The organism is Pseudomonas sp. PA27(2017) (genome assembly GCF_001945445.1).
Lineage (GTDB): Bacteria > Pseudomonadota > Gammaproteobacteria > Pseudomonadales > Pseudomonadaceae > Aquipseudomonas.
The window spans coordinates 108,791-122,558 of record NZ_MSXW01000015.1 but is presented as its reverse complement, the minus strand read 5'-3'; the positions used below and the strand labels follow the sequence as shown (position 1 = coordinate 122,558).

The 13,768-nt window shown below is 63.7% G+C and carries 12 protein-coding genes; 4 read left to right on the top strand and 8 right to left on the bottom strand.

The window, feature by feature from the left end; genetic code table 11:
• Nucleotides 1-319: 319 nt before the first annotated feature.
• A complete protein-coding gene (locus BVH06_RS07915) occupies nucleotides 320-1,228 on the bottom strand; it encodes a bifunctional GNAT family N-acetyltransferase/nucleoside diphosphate kinase regulator (RefSeq protein WP_075933708.1) in 909 nt (302 codons plus the stop codon).
• 248 nt (nucleotides 1,229-1,476) lie between these two features.
• Between BVH06_RS07915 and BVH06_RS07910 the strand changes: the two genes are divergently transcribed.
• Entirely contained in the window at nucleotides 1,477-2,583 is a 1,107-nt protein-coding gene (locus BVH06_RS07910) for a YheT family hydrolase (RefSeq protein WP_083651933.1), read from the top strand.
• A gap of 45 nt (nucleotides 2,584-2,628) precedes the next feature.
• On the opposite strand, the gene BVH06_RS07905 is transcribed toward BVH06_RS07910, so the two are convergent.
• The 7 genes from BVH06_RS07905 to BVH06_RS07875 all read right to left on the bottom strand — a co-directional run bounded on the left by BVH06_RS07905 (nucleotide 2,629) and on the right by BVH06_RS07875 (nucleotide 9,868).
• Nucleotides 2,629-3,390 carry an amino acid ABC transporter ATP-binding protein gene (locus BVH06_RS07905; RefSeq protein ID WP_075930247.1) on the bottom strand — a complete coding sequence of 254 codons (762 nt, stop codon included), beginning with the start codon at nucleotides 3,388-3,390 and terminating at the stop codon, nucleotides 2,629-2,631.
• Complete coding sequence (locus BVH06_RS07900; protein WP_075933707.1) at nucleotides 3,387-4,289, bottom strand: amino acid ABC transporter permease; 903 nt, start codon at nucleotides 4,287-4,289, stop codon at nucleotides 3,387-3,389. Before BVH06_RS07900 ends, BVH06_RS07905 begins: the two co-directional genes overlap by 4 nt.
• Nucleotides 4,286-5,182: an ABC transporter substrate-binding protein gene (locus tag BVH06_RS07895; protein ID WP_075930245.1), complete on the bottom strand. Its 897-nt coding sequence runs from the start codon at nucleotides 5,180-5,182 to the stop codon at nucleotides 4,286-4,288. The genes BVH06_RS07900 and BVH06_RS07895 overlap by 4 nt, the downstream gene beginning before the upstream one ends.
• 3 nt (nucleotides 5,183-5,185) lie before the next feature.
• Entirely contained in the window at nucleotides 5,186-6,535 is a 1,350-nt protein-coding gene (locus BVH06_RS07890) for an LLM class flavin-dependent oxidoreductase (RefSeq protein WP_075933706.1), read from the bottom strand.
• Between the two features lie 9 nt (nucleotides 6,536-6,544).
• On the bottom strand, nucleotides 6,545-7,855 hold the full coding sequence (locus BVH06_RS07885; protein ID WP_075933705.1) for an MmgE/PrpD family protein: 1,311 nt from the start codon (nucleotides 7,853-7,855) through the stop codon (nucleotides 6,545-6,547).
• 152 nt (nucleotides 7,856-8,007) lie between these two features.
• On the bottom strand, nucleotides 8,008-8,808 hold the full coding sequence (gene xth / locus BVH06_RS07880) for an exodeoxyribonuclease III (RefSeq protein WP_075933704.1): 801 nt from the start codon (nucleotides 8,806-8,808) through the stop codon (nucleotides 8,008-8,010).
• 85 nt (nucleotides 8,809-8,893) lie between these two features.
• Nucleotides 8,894-9,868 (bottom strand): helix-turn-helix domain-containing protein, encoded by a 975-nt coding sequence (locus tag BVH06_RS07875; RefSeq protein ID WP_075933703.1) that lies wholly within the window; start codon nucleotides 9,866-9,868, stop codon nucleotides 8,894-8,896.
• A gap of 190 nt (nucleotides 9,869-10,058) precedes the next feature.
• Here BVH06_RS07875 and BVH06_RS07870 point away from each other — a divergent pair, with 190 nt between their 5' ends.
• The 3 genes from BVH06_RS07870 (at nucleotide 10,059) to BVH06_RS07860 (ending at nucleotide 13,569) form a co-directional block, all read left to right on the top strand.
• The gene (locus BVH06_RS07870) at nucleotides 10,059-11,435 is read left to right on the top strand and encodes an aspartate aminotransferase family protein (protein ID WP_075930240.1); all 1,377 of its coding nucleotides are present in this window, start codon (nucleotides 10,059-10,061) and stop codon (nucleotides 11,433-11,435) included.
• Nucleotides 11,436-11,463: 28 nt separating this feature from the next.
• A complete protein-coding gene (locus BVH06_RS07865; protein WP_075933702.1) occupies nucleotides 11,464-12,918 on the top strand; it encodes an aldehyde dehydrogenase family protein in 1,455 nt (484 codons plus the stop codon).
• Nucleotides 12,919-13,005: 87 nt separating this feature from the next.
• Nucleotides 13,006-13,569: a cytochrome b gene (locus BVH06_RS07860; protein ID WP_075930238.1), complete on the top strand. Its 564-nt coding sequence runs from the start codon at nucleotides 13,006-13,008 to the stop codon at nucleotides 13,567-13,569.
• Nucleotides 13,570-13,768 lie beyond the last annotated feature (199 nt).

Here is a 13,768-nt window from a genome sequence, read left to right as displayed (position 1 = left end):
GCGCTGCGGCCTGAGTAGCCCAAGCAACAAGTGCGGTGACTGGGGGCAGATTCGCCGAACGCGATCAGTTGCCCTTGGGGCGAGGCTCTTCAGAACCTGTTCAAGGTCTTTGTGCGCATAAAGCAGAAGCGGTCACCGTGCGCCGCCTCTGTAGGAGGGGCCTGGCGGCGATCCGCGTTAGCCCCGAGCGTTTCATCAAGGCAGACAAGAAAGCCTACAGGTACTGCGCACACCGCCCGCTTTCGCCCACTTGGTTGCCAAACCCACGAACCTGTACGGCAAGACTATGGACAGGCTCTTGGGGAGGCTTCCTCGGCCACTAAAGATGAAAATCCCCCGCCGCCTCCGGCTGATAAAGCACCTTCCTGATTTCGATCTGCCGCGTGCGGCCCGCGATGCGCCAGTCGATAGCATCGCCTTCCTGATAACCCAGGATGGCGGCGCCGAGGTCGGAGCACACGGAATGCTTGCCGGCGCTGCTGTTGGCGTCTTCGGGGTAAACCACGGCCACTTCGATTTCTTCGTCGTCCAGTTGCACCAGGGCTCTGGTGTTCATGGTGACGACGGTGCTGGGCACCTGGTCCGGCTCGACGACAATGGCGCGTTCGAGCTCGTGTTCGAGTTGGACGACCGGGCCTTCCTCCAGTGCGATCAGGTTGTCGAGCTTGGCCTTGTCCATTTCGGTGATGTAGATCCCGGGGGCATCGCGGAAGGCATCTTCGCGCAGCAGTTGCAGGTAGCGCCCGGCCGTCATGGCCCATGAGGTCAGGGTCGGTGTTTCGCTCTCGAGTTCGAAGCCGCTGCGCAGAAAGGCGTTCTGCGAGCGCTGGTTGTCCGGGTGAATCTTGGCGATGAGCTTCCTGGCGCGCATGTCGAGAAACGCCAGCTTCATGCCTTCGCGGATGGTGCGGGTGCCGAGATTGCGGCCCCATTTTTCGCGGTCGCCGATGGCCAGGACGATCTCGCACTCGGGTCCATTCTTGATCAGACGCACGAAGCCCACCGGTTCGTCGTGCCGGTCGTAAGCCATGAAGAAGCGGCCGTCGCGGTCGAACAGATGGGTCAGGATCGGCAATTGCGTCCGATCGATAGCGTGTTCGATGGACCGGGAGACATCTCGTGAATCGCTCAGGTAGCAGGTAACGCGATCATCTTCCAACCAGTCCATCAGCTTCAGCGCATGTGCCCGAGTGATTTCCGGGCACAGCGAAATGAAAGGCTTGGTCATCTTCACCACACATATTTGAAGGTTTGAAGCCCTTCATGGCTATGGCCATGACGGTTCTTACGGTAACCGGCTAGTTTAAAGCATCAGGCGACTAATTCCGACCCATCCGGGCGCTCGATCTGGCTCGTCAGTTGGACAGATAGCGCGCAATAACTGCCCTCACCCGCCTTCATTCACCCAGGCCACGCGGCAATCCGGCGCCGCAGCCGGTAAGATTGCCCGGCTGAGAACGCTCATGGGGGCATTGAATGACAACCGCGATGGTCGCGCTGTGCGTATTTCTGATCGGCTTCGCCGCTTACTACCTGGCCACCGCCGCGCGTCGACCGCAGCTGACCTATCAGGCCAACGCACACAATGCCGAGTTGCTCGCCAGGCTGCCACGCCTGACGCGGCGCTTCTGGGCCACCCCCTGGGCCGTCAACGGACACCTGCAGATTTTCGTCGCCGGCATCCAGGAAGCGCTGTCCCCTCGCCTGGTCTATGACCAGGTCGAGATGCTGCGTATGAGCGATGGTGGAACCACGGCATTGCATTGGCTGGGCGCCGACTTGCCGGCCCACACGCCGACCCTGGCAGTGCTGCACACCATCACCGGTACACCGCAGAGCATGCGCGTGTTCGTGCGTGACATGCAGCGCCTCACCGGCTGGCGGATCGTGCTGTGCGAGCGTCGCGGCCACGGCGAGTTGCCGCTGACCAGCCCGCGCTTCAACACCATGGGCGACACCGAAGACCTGCGCGAGCAATTGCGGCAGATCGGCGAGCGCCATCCCCACTCCCCGCTTTACGCCGCGGGTATTTCGGCCGGTACCGGCCTATTGGTGCGCTACCTTGGCGAGCAAGGCGATGACACGCCGCTGCACGGCGCCTTTGCCTATTGCCCGGGTTACGACATCGAGGTGGCGTTCGCCCGCTCGCGAGCACCCTACAGCCGGGTGATGGCGAGAAGGCTGGTACGCCAGTTCGTAACGCGCAACCGCGAAGCCCTGGCGACCTGGCCCAGCCTGGCGCGGCTCGAGGGGGCGCAAAGCCTGGATGAATTTCACCAGCACCTGTACGAGTGCGCTGGCTACGACAGTTGGCAGGCCTACCTGGACGGCTGCAACCCGGTTGCGCTGATGGATCGCGTCAGTGTGCCGCTGCTGGTGCTCAATGCCGAGGACGATCCCGTCTGCGTGGCGGATAACGTGCGCGAGCATGTACACGCCATGGCGCGCTTGCCCAGAACGCTGCTGGCCGTCACCTCGCGCGGCAGCCATTGCGCCTACCTGTCGGGGCTTACCGCCAGGCCCTGGGCCCATCACCTGGCGGCGGAATTCCTGCAAGCCGTGCACGCAGGCCGGGCGGGATGACGATGCGCCTGGTGGTGAGCGAGAGGCTCACCACCAGGCGACGCGTCACAGCACGCTGGCCAGAAACTCGCGCAGCCTTGGATGCTGAGGGCTGTCCAGCAAGGCGCGGGCATCGCCCGCCTCCACCACTTTGCCGTTGTCCATGAACACGATGTTGTCCGCCACCTCGCGGGCAAAGCCGATTTCATGGGTGACCACCACCATGGTGATGCCCGAGTGCGCCAACTGCTTCATCACCTGCAGCACTTCGCCGACCAGCTCGGGGTCTAGCGCCGAGGTCGGCTCGTCGAACAGCATCACGTCGGGCTGCATCGCCAGCGCCCGGGCGATCGCCACGCGCTGCTGCTGGCCGCCGGACAGCTCGCGCGGCCAGGCCTGGGCGCGGTGCGCCAGGCCGACCTGATCGAGCAACTGCATGGCCCGCGCCTCCACCTCGGCGCGTTTCTGGCCGAGGATGCGGATCGGTGCATCGGCGATATTCTGCAGCACCGTGCGGTGCGGGAACAGGTTGAACTGCTGGAACACCATGCCGATGCGCTGACGCTGCCGGGCGACGGCCTTCTCCGGCAGTTCGTAGAGCGCCTGGCCCTTGCGGCAATAACCGATCAGCGTGTCGCCGACGTGGATGGTGCCACCGTCGAGCTTTTCCAGGTGGTTGATGCAGCGCAGCAAGGTCGACTTGCCCGAGCCGGACGGCCCGAGAATCACCGTCACCGAGCCGGCGGCAATGTCCAGGTCGATGCCGTGCAGCACCGTATTGCCGGAAAATTGCTTGTGAACGCCACGCAGGCGGATGGACTCGCTCATGACTCGGACTCCTGCGTGCCTTTGTTGCGGCGCAGCCAGCTTCCGCGCGCCGGGCCATTGCCGCGGCTGAACCACACCTCGATGTAATGCTGGAGCACCGACAGCACCGAGGTCATCACCAGGTACCACAGGGTGGCGACCAGCAGCAGCGGGATCACCTCATAGGTGCGCTGGTAGATGATCTGCGCCGAATAGAGCACGTCCTGCAGAGCGATCACCGACACCACCGCGGTGGTTTTCAGCTGGCCGATCACCTCGTTGCCGGCCGGCGGCAGGATGGTGCGCATGGCCTGGGGCAGCACGGTCTGACGAAAGATCTGCCCGGGGCGGTAGCCGAGCGCCTTGGCGGCTTCCAGCTGGCCCTGACCGACGCTCTGGATGCCGGCGCGAATGATTTCTGCCGCGTACGCGGACTGGTGAATCACCAGGGCCAGCACCGCGGCGCTGAACGGGCTGATGATCTCGTTGGTTTCCGCGCTCCACACCTCGCCCACCAGCGGCAGACTCAGCGACAGCTGCGGATACAGCGCCGCGATGTTGTACCAGAGAAACAGCTGCACCAGCATCGGCACGGCGCGGAAGAACCAGGTGTAGGCCCAGCTGACGCTGACCAGCACCGGGTTGGAAGACAGCCGCATGAGGGCCAGCAGCGTACCGCCGGCAAAGCCGAACACCACCGAGATGACCGTCAGTTCGATGGTCATCAGCACGCCGGCGAGGATCGATTCTTCCGCCAGGTTCTGCGCCACCACGTCCCATTCGAAACGCGGGTTGTTGACCATCGAAGTGGCCACCAGCGACAGCAGCAACAGCACGATCAGGGCGCTGAACCAGCGCCCCCAGTGACGGTGCTTGACGATGCGCAGCCCGGCGATGTCGTCGTCAGGCCGTTGGCTCATTTGAGGTTTTCTGCGTTGAGGCCGGCGGATTCGACGGCGCCGAAGCCGATTTCCCACTTATCGAGGATCTGCTGGTAGGTGCCGTCCTTGATCAGCGAGTTGAGCGCTGCCTGGATCGGCTTGCCCAACGGCGAGTCCTTGGCCAGGGCGATGGACACGATGGTGTCCTCGATGGTGATCTCACCGGCCAGTTTCAGCGCCTTCACCTGGCTGGCCTGGTAACGCAGGCCTTCGTACGGACCGAAGAACATCGGCACGCGGCCGCTGATCACGGCCTGCACGCCGGCTGGGCGATCCGGGAAGATAGGCACCTTGATGGCCGGCTTGCCATCGGCCACGCACGCCTCGCTGGCCTGCTGCAGGCGCGTAACCTGGGAGGTGCCGGCGCCGGCGCCGACGGTCTGGCCGCACAGCTCGGCAAAGCTGTTGAACGGGCCTTTGTCGGAATCCGCGCGGCCGACCAGTGCCAGCTTGGAGGCGTTGTAGTAGCCGACGAAATCGACCTGTTCCAGGCGCTTGGCATTGGCGTCGATGTTGGAGATCGCCGCGTCGTAACGCCCGGATTTCAGACCTGGAATGATGTTGTCGAAGCCGCCGGTGTCACGCAGGTCCAGCTTCACGCCCAGGCGATCGGCAACCGCGCTGATGATGTCGATCTCGCGCCCGGCCAGGGTCTTGTTGTCGGCCTGGTAGAAGGTGGTCGGCGGTGTGTTCGGGTTGGTGCCGGCGATGATGCTGCCACGCTTCTTGATGGCTTCGGGCAGGCTGTCATGCAGCGCGGCATCGGCCTCGGGCTTGGCGGTGGCGTTGAAGGGCACGCCCTTGTCGGCGGCGAAAGCGCCGGTCAGTGGCAACAGCGCGAAGGCGGCAGCGGTCAGTGCAGAACGTTTCATGGGTCATTCCTTCTCGGTTGCCAGCGGGGCAACGGCGGCAAAGTTTTCAGCAACGCTAGGCAGGCCGAGGTTCTCCCGCAGCGTGCTGTATTGGTAATCGGTGCGGAACAAGCCGCGACGCTGCAGTTCGGGAATCACCAGCTCGACGAACAGCTCGAGCTGATCGGGCAGCACGGCCGGCATGATGTTGAAACCATCGGCGCCGCCCTGCTCCAGCCAGTGCTGGAAGTCATCGGCGATATCCTCGGCCGTGCCGACCACCACGCGGTGACCGCGCGAGCCGGCAGCCACTGCTGCCAGTTGGCGCAGGGTCAGGTTCTCGCGGGCGGCCAGCTCGGTAAGCAGCTTGACGCGGCTCTGGCTGCCTTCGGTAGCGGGGATTTCCGGTACCGGACCGTCGAGCGGATAGGCGGTCATGTCCACGCCGAAACGCGCCGAAAGCTGCTCGATGCCGTTGTCGATATCGACCAGTTCGTTGAGCTGGTTCCAGACTGCCTGGGCCTCTTCACGGGTGCGACCGACGATGGGCATCACTCCCGGCAGAATCAGCAGGTGGTCGGGCTGGCGACCGGCGTCGCGCACGAACTGCTTCTGGCTCTGGTAAAAGGCCTGGCCCTCCTCCAGCGACGATGCAGCGGTGAACACCACTTCGGCGGTTTGTGCGGCCAACTGCTGACCAGCAGGCGACGAACCCGCCTCGATGATCACCGGGCGGCCCTGGGGCGAGCGGGCGATGTTCAGCGGGCCCTGCACCTGGAAGTGCTTGCCCTTGTGATTGGCCGCGTGGATCTTGTTTTCGTCCGAGTAACGGCCGGTAGCCTTTTCACGGACGATGGCGCCCTCTTCCCAGCCATCCCACAGTTTGAAGGCCACATCGAGAAACTCACGGGCCATTTCATAGCGGTCGGCGTGGGACGGCAGGTCTTCACGGCTGAAGTTGCGCGCCGCGTCGAGGGAAAACGAGGTGACCACGTTCCAGGCGCCACGGCCACGGCTGATATGGTCCACCGAACACAGCGCGCGTGCCAGGTGGAATGGCTCGTCGAAGGTGGTGGACGCCGTGGCGGCCAGGCCGATGTGTTTGGTCTGCACGGCCAGGGCCGAGAGCAGCGTCAGCGGTTCCAGGCGCGACATGGTCGAGGGCAGGCGGTGCACGCTGGTGGCCAGGGCGTCGCCGACGAAGAACATGTCGAACTTGCCCTCTTCGGCCTTCTTGGCGATCCAGGTGAACCAGTCGATGTCGGTGGGCGAGCCTTTCGCGCCCTCGGCACGCCAGCCGCCCACGTGGTGCCCCAGCGCCTGCACGAACAGGCCGAGGCGCAGTTGACGGGGTGAAGTAGGTTGCACGGACATAACGAATCCTTACTGACAGCTAATGAGTGAAGCCAGGCGATGCAGCGCGGCATCGTCAGCGAGTTGCAGATCCCCGCTGATCGCGGCCAGCCGCGCCTCGGGCAGGGATCGAAGATTAGTGCGCAGCTTGGCCAGCACGTCGGTGGGCGCGGCGGCGGTTTCCATGCGGGTCACGCAGTGGCTGTGGGACGTGCCATCGGCCATGAACAGCGTGACGCGGTGAAAGCGCCGATCCGGATCGAGTTCATCGGCCGGCGCACGCGGATCCGGTACGCGCCTCACCCGTGCGGCCAGCGCGGCGATCTGGGTATCGACCGGTTCTTCGCCGTAACGCTCAAGGGAGATGGCGCCGTTGAGCAGCGCATCGGCGATCACGTATTCGAGGCTGAAACGCGCCTGCACGCCATTGACAGGCGCGATGATGTTGGGCGCGGTGTCGGCGCCCGGCGGGAAACTCACCTCGATATGCTGCACAGCATGCAGGTCGGCGCCCAGCCGCTCGCGCAGCACGAAAGCGGCCTCCGCCGCACTGTGGGTTCCACCGCAGGTGGGATAGCGCTTGAATTCCAGGCCTGGCGCAATGATCCGCCAGGGTGCCCCCCACCCGGCCAACAGATCATCCGGGCGTTCGACGCCGTAACCCAGAGCGGCCAGAAATGCCTCCAGCACGCCGTGACGTTGCGCGGCAAAACCGGCCTGGGCCAACTCGACGCTGTTGATCGCACCTCGCGCGGCCAGGCCGGCATGCAGGGCCTTGGCAGCGGAGCCGAACTGGGCGCGCAGCCCCGAAGCCTGGGTCGCAGCCAGGCCGAGGGCGGTTTCGCTTTGCTCAGGCGTCAGGCGCAGCAGCCGGCAGGCAGCGCCCGTCGCCGCGATCACGCCCAGCGTCGCGGTGCTGTGCAGCCCGGCGGCGTAATGGCGGGTACCGATGGCCTTGCCCAGGCGCCCGGCCAGTTCGACGCCGACGACATAAGCATCGAGAAAATTCTCGAAAGTCAGGCGCGGATGATTCGCGAGCACGGCCAGCAGCGTCGACAGCACCACCGTGGTCGGGTGGCCGCGGAACGTCGCATGGTAGTCGTCGAAATCCAGCGCGTGGCTCATGTAACCCAGCTGCAGGGCATGATTCTCCGTGCTGCGCGCTGCGGGAAACACCTTGCGAACCGAGGTCAGCCCCGAGTCCCGCAGCAAACCGAGCTGCACGGGCAGCAGGCAGGCGAAGTAATCGATCACGCCCTCGCGGGCGCGTTGACGCTCATCAGACCCTGGCTGGCTGTCGGCAAGCGTTCTGGCCAATTGGCCACTAAGGGTTGTGTTCAAATGGCACCTTTGAAGTAAGGCTTTGACCTGTATCAATAAATTCGTGCAATCGAGCATTTTCCTATTCGGCCATAGTCGCCGCAAATATGAAAAAACTCTTTACATATTCCTAGAATGAATAAGAAATTAACCTTCTGATATGAGCTTCGCGTTTACCTGTCGCGCTTTTTGCGGCTGCCCAGCTGGATCCAGGTCGGCGCATGGTCGCTAGGGTGCGCCTCGCCCCGCACCCAGGTGTCCACGCCGGCCGATTGTAGATAGGGGGCCAGCGCCGGATTGAGTAACAGGTGGTCGATACGCAACCCGGAGTTGCTCTGCCAGTGGCGACGGAAGTAATCCCAGAAGGTGAAGAGCTGCTTATCAGGGTGCAGCGTGCGTAGCGCATCCACCCAGCCCTGATCCAGCAAGCGCTGAAAACAGGCGCGACTTTCGGGTTGTAAAAGAGCGTCCTTGAGCCACGAGCGGGTGTTGTAGATGTCGAAATCGGTCGGTACCACGTTGAAGTCGCCGGCCAGCACCACCGGATGCTCGCTGGCCTGTAACGCCTGGGCATGGGCGATCAGATGTTCGAACCATTTGAGCTTGTAATCGAACTTCGGCCCGGGCTGCGGGTTGCCGTTGGGCAAATACAGGCAGGCCACCACCACGCCCAGTACCGCAGCCTCGATGTAGCGCGCCTGGGTATCCCACTCGGCGCCTGGCAGGCCGCGACGAATCTCCAGTGGCTGAGTATCACGGCCGAGAATCGCTACGCCGTTCCACGATGTCTGCCCCTGATACACCACGCCGTACCCGGCCGCTTCGATATCCCTGGCCGGGAACGACTTGTCGGGCGTCTTCAGTTCCTGCAGGCACACGATGTCCGGCTGCTCGCGCTCCAGCCAGTCCAGCAAATTGGGCAGCCGGGCGTTGATGCCATTGATGTTGTACGTGGCGATTCGCAAGCGCTTCATCGTCAAGGTCCGGAACGGTCATGTCCAGGCTATGACCGATTCCAAGAACAATCGATGCTGCAGAGTGATGGATGGCGGCGCCTGTTCAAGCCCGGGCGTAATCGGCAATGGCAGCGCGTGTGGTATGCGACGGCAACTCGGCGAACAGCGCGTGGTACTCGGCAGCGAAATGGCTGAGGTGATAGAACCCCCATTGCGCCGCCGCGTCGCCAATCGACAGGCGCGCCGCCGGGGTGGCCATCAGGGTTCGCCGCACACCGTTGAGGCGTACCGAGCGCAGATAATTAAGCGGCGTGGTCTCGGCGACCGCGTGGAAGCTGTTCTGCAAGGTGCGCCGGCTGACTTGAAGGCGCTCGCACAGATCGGTCACGCTCGGCGCGCAGGTCATTTGCGCCGCGACCAGCCGATGGCATTTCTCGACGATGAAGCTGCGTGTCGAACTTGGCGAGCGTTGTTGCTTGTCGCAGGCCGGGTCAATCATCAGTTGCAGCAGTTCGTCGAGCATGGCCTGCTCCAGGGCCAATTCGCCGGGCTGGTCGCATACGCCGACGGGCGCCGCGCGGCTCAGCGCCTGAGCGAACATCGCCAGCAGGCGGCGGCGCGCATCGGCGAAGCGCCTGTGAGGCAACCGGATCACCGGTTGGCGCAGCAGCTCAGCGATTTCCTTCTCCGCGGCCGTCTGCGCCAGGGCCTGCTCGAACATTTCGCGTTCGAAGGTGACGGACAGCAATTGCATGCCGGTTGGCATGTGGAACATGAATTCCTCCCCACCGTTGAGAAAGAACAGACTGCTGTCGTCCACATCGCGGCCCTGCATGCGCACCGATCCGGGCACATTGATCGGCAACGCGAAACACATGCGACCTCGCGGCGCCACGCCGTTCTGCACCACACGCTGATTGATCTGTTCCAGAAACAGGTGGCAACGCTCGGTGGTCAGTTGGGTGAGCGAGCTTTCCGAGGCTCCAGCGCTCAGCTGGCTGTAGTCCTGGCTCCACTGCTGCACCGTGGCGGCATGGACGTGGATGTCACGAAAATGGCTGGTGTGGTGGGTGTTCATGGCCTGCAGCGCCCTCGCCGCGCGTGTTGTTCTAAGGTGGCCCTAACCGCGGATAGTCGCACACCGAGCTTCGCTCGTGAACGCCCCGTGCACCTGTGGTGCACGCGCCAAGTGCCGATTTGGGATACCGGCTTCGTACGCGCAACGGAGATGATCGGCTCACCTGAACCGACATCCCGTAGAGGCCGTCATGAGCGAAGCCAAACTCGAATCCCTGCACTTTGCCGATGCCCCGCAAATCATTTCCAGCGTCCTGCCCGGCCCGAAAGCCAGCGAGGCCTTGGCTCTGTCTGCGCGCACCGAATCGATGGCGCGCGGCGGTGGTCGCATGCCGATCGCCATGGATCGCGCCTTTGGTGCGACCTTCAAGGACCCGGACGGCAACACCTACATCGACCTGTCCGCCGGCGTGGGCGTTAGCAGCGTCGGCCGCTGCCACCCCAAGGTGGTAAAGGCCATCCGTGAACAATCCGAAGTGCTGATGCACGCGCTGGAAATCAACAGCACCCGCCGCACCGAACTGGCTGCCAAGCTGTCGGAGATCGCGCCGGATGGCCTGCGTGGCGACTGCGTCACCTTTTTCACACAAAGCGGCAGTGATGCGCTGGAAGCCGCGATCAAGTTCGCCAAACGGGTCACCGGCCGCCACCAGATCATCGCCTTTCACGGCGGCTACCACGGCGTATGGAACGCCTCGGGCGCGCTGACCACCGGCAACGCCTACCGCAAGGGCTATGGGGCGCAGATGGGCGGTGTGATTCACGCGCCCTACCCGTACGCCTACCGGTTCCCGTTCGACACCACCCACAAAAGCGCCGAGCAGATCGCCGGCGAGTACGTGGACTATCTGCTCAACACGCCCTACACCGCCGCCGACGACGTGGCCGCGGTGATCGTCGAACCGGTGCAAGGTGAAGGCGGCTACGTGCCGCCCTCGCCCGAGTTCCTGCAACTGCTGCGAGAGGCCTGCGACCGCAGCGGCGCACTCCTGATCGTCGATGAGGTACAGGCCGGCGCCGGGCGCACCGGCAAGATGTGGGCCGTCGAGCACTCTGGCGTCAAGCCGGACATGCTGACCTTTGGCAAGGGCATCGGCAGCGACCTGCCGATGGCCGGCCTGATCATGCGCTCGGATCTGGCCGCCAAGATTCCCGACGGTTCGATGCCCAACACCTTCGCGGCCAACTCACTGTCCGCGGTGGTGGCGCTGACCAACATCGCCATCCTTCAGGACCCGGAGCTGGACCTGCTCAATCGCGCTCATGCCGTGGGCCTGGAAGCACAGGAACGCATCCGCGGCTTCAACAGCCCGTTCGTGGGCGAAGTGCGCGGCCGCGGCCTGATGATCGGTATCGAGCTGGTCGAAGACCCGGTCACCAAGGAGCCGCTGTCGCGCGACAAGATCGGCCAGCTGATGGGCTACCTGATCAACCACGGCGTGCTGATGATCCCCTGTGGCCGCTACAGCAACGTGATGCGCGTGATGCCGTCGCTGACCATCTCCCGCGCGCTGTTCTTCAAGGCACTGGACATCTTTGGCGACGCCCTGGCGTCGCTCAAGGCTTAACCCACTCTCATTTTTCGTGGATACGCACATGACTCAGCATCTGCAACACTTCATCGCCGGCGCTGCCGCGGACTCATCCGACGGTCGCCGTTTCGACCTCATCGATCCGGTGACCGAGAAGGTCTACGGCAGCTCCGCCCGCGGCACCGTCGAGGACGTCAACCGCGCCGTGAAAGCCGCCCATGAGCAACTCGAGGGTGGCGCCTGGAGCCAACTCTCCGGCTCCGAGCGCAGCCGCCTGCTCAACAAATTGGCCGATCTGGTGGAGCGCGACAGCGAATTGCTGGCCGACTTCGACGCCAATGCCATCGGCCGCTCGCCGACGGAGCCGCGGCGCATGGACCTGCCCAACGCGATCGCCAACCTGCGCGCCGCTGCCGGCTGGGTCAACCAGCTCGAAGGCCGCACCATTCCCAGCGGCGGCTACTTCGGCACCAAAACCCTTTCGTACACCGTGCGTGAGCCAATCGGCGTGGTCGGCGCCATCGTGCCGTGGAACTCGCCGTTGATGATCACCGTGTGGAAGCTCGCCGCCCTGCTGGCCGCTGGCTGCACCGTGGTGGTCAAACCGTCGGAAGAAACTCCGCAGTCGGCGTTGCACCTGGCCGCATTGGCCAAGGAAGCTGGCTTTCCCGATGGCGTGATCAATATCGTCACCGGTTTTGGCGCCGAAGTGGGCCGCGCCCTCTGCGAGCACCCGGACATCGCCAAGATCAGCTTCACCGGCAGCCCGGAAGCAGGCCGCGAGATTCAGCGCACCGCCGGCGTTCTGTTCAAGCGCGTGGCCCTGGAGCTCGGCGGCAAGAGCCCGCAGATCGTTTTTGACGATGCCTCCTTCGAGGATGCCCTGTTCGGCTGCTCGCTCGGCCTGTTCGCCAACCAGGGCCAGGTTTGTGCTGCCGGCTCGCGCATTCTGGTGCAACGCGGCGTCGCCGAACGTTTCGCTGCGGCATTGGCCCAGGCGGCCAGCTCCGTGAAGGTTGGCGACCCGCGCCAGCCCGACACCCAAATGGGCCCGGTGGCCAAGAAGGCGCAGTTCGACCGCGTCAACCGCTACATCCAGCTGGGTATCGATCAGGGCGCGACGCTGCTCGCCGGCGGCGTGTCGAATCCCGACCAGGGCTTCTTCGTGCGCCCTACCATTTTCGCCAATGCCCGCAATGACATGGCCATCGCCCGCGACGAGATCTTCGGCCCGGTCGGCACGGTGATCACCTTCGATACCGAGGAAGAAGCCATCGCCCTGGCCAACGACTCCAGCTACGGCCTGGCCGCCACCGTATGGACGACCAACCTGGCCCGTGCGCATCGCGTGGCCGCAGCCCTGAAAACTGGTGCGGTGGGCGTCAACTGCTGGAGCCCTCTGGACGCCAACCTGCCCTGGGGCGGCGTGAAGACCAGCGGTATCGGCCGTGAAGGTGGCTTTGGCGGCGCGGTCGCCTACACCGAGGAAAAAGTGGTCACCGTCCTGCTGCCCAGCTGAGTGCGTTCCAGCAATGGCCTGCACCTCCTGGTGGTTGCAGGCCATTGCGATTCCTAAGGCCCTGATGATCGATAAAAAGAGACTGCGATGAATACGACAAGAAAAGAACCAGTCGACCGCTATCCAAGATCCCTGCTGGTGCTGCACTGGGTACGTGCGGTGCTGATCCTCGGCCTGTTGTGGGCAGGCTGGCATATGACCGGGATGAGCGACGATATAGAGAGCAAGTTCGTGCTCTATTACCCCTGGCACAAATCATTCGGCGTGCTGGCATTTCTGGTGGTGGTGATCCAGATCGTCATTCGCCTGAAAACGCCCGTGCTGCCCAAGCCACCTCTGACCCTGGCAGGCCACGAGCGTGTTCTCGCGCAACTGGTACAACGTTCCATGTACGTGCTGCTGGTGCTGGTGCCGCTGATGGGTTACTCGATGTCCAGCACCTACACCATGAGCGACGGCGTGTACTTCTTCGGCGTCAACCTGCCGGAGTTGCTGGCCAAAAACGACGACTGGTTCGTGGTCTTCCAGTGGCTGCACAAAACGCTGGCCTACACCCTGCTCGCCTTGATCGTGCTGCACGTCATCGGTTCGCTGAAGCACCGCTTCTTCGACAAGGACAAGCGCAACGATGTACTCAAGCGCATGCTGTAAACAATGATAAGCCTGCTAAAAAAACAAGCGCCACCCTTGGGGTGGCGCTTGTTTTTGTGGGCTGAAAACCCTTAGAACCTGTTCAAAGTCTTGTATGCGCATGAAGAGGCAACTACAAGGCAGAAGCAGCCGTTCGCCGATCCACAGTGGGAGCGCGCCATGCGCGCGAACAATCGCGGGCATGAACTAGGCGCCCCCG

Excerpts from the sequence above, each read along its gene's own strand:
- BVH06_RS07915 (WP_075933708.1), bottom strand. The coding sequence starts at position 1,228 with ATGACCAAGCCTTTCATTTCGCTGTGCCCGGAAATCACTCGGGCACAT.
- BVH06_RS07910 (WP_083651933.1), top strand. The coding sequence starts at position 1,477 with ATGACAACCGCGATGGTCGCGCTGTGCGTATTTCTGATCGGCTTCGCC.
- BVH06_RS07905 (WP_075930247.1), bottom strand. The coding sequence starts at position 3,390 with ATGAGCGAGTCCATCCGCCTGCGTGGCGTTCACAAGCAATTTTCCGGC.
- BVH06_RS07900 (WP_075933707.1), bottom strand. The coding sequence starts at position 4,289 with ATGAGCCAACGGCCTGACGACGACATCGCCGGGCTGCGCATCGTCAAG.
- BVH06_RS07895 (WP_075930245.1), bottom strand. The coding sequence starts at position 5,182 with ATGAAACGTTCTGCACTGACCGCTGCCGCCTTCGCGCTGTTGCCACTG.
- BVH06_RS07890 (WP_075933706.1), bottom strand. The coding sequence starts at position 6,535 with ATGTCCGTGCAACCTACTTCACCCCGTCAACTGCGCCTCGGCCTGTTC.
- xth (WP_075933704.1), bottom strand. The coding sequence starts at position 8,808 with ATGAAGCGCTTGCGAATCGCCACGTACAACATCAATGGCATCAACGCC.
- BVH06_RS07875 (WP_075933703.1), bottom strand. The coding sequence starts at position 9,868 with ATGAACACCCACCACACCAGCCATTTTCGTGACATCCACGTCCATGCC.
- BVH06_RS07870 (WP_075930240.1), top strand. The coding sequence starts at position 10,059 with ATGAGCGAAGCCAAACTCGAATCCCTGCACTTTGCCGATGCCCCGCAA.
- BVH06_RS07865 (WP_075933702.1), top strand. The coding sequence starts at position 11,464 with ATGACTCAGCATCTGCAACACTTCATCGCCGGCGCTGCCGCGGACTCA.
- BVH06_RS07860 (WP_075930238.1), top strand. The coding sequence starts at position 13,006 with ATGAATACGACAAGAAAAGAACCAGTCGACCGCTATCCAAGATCCCTG.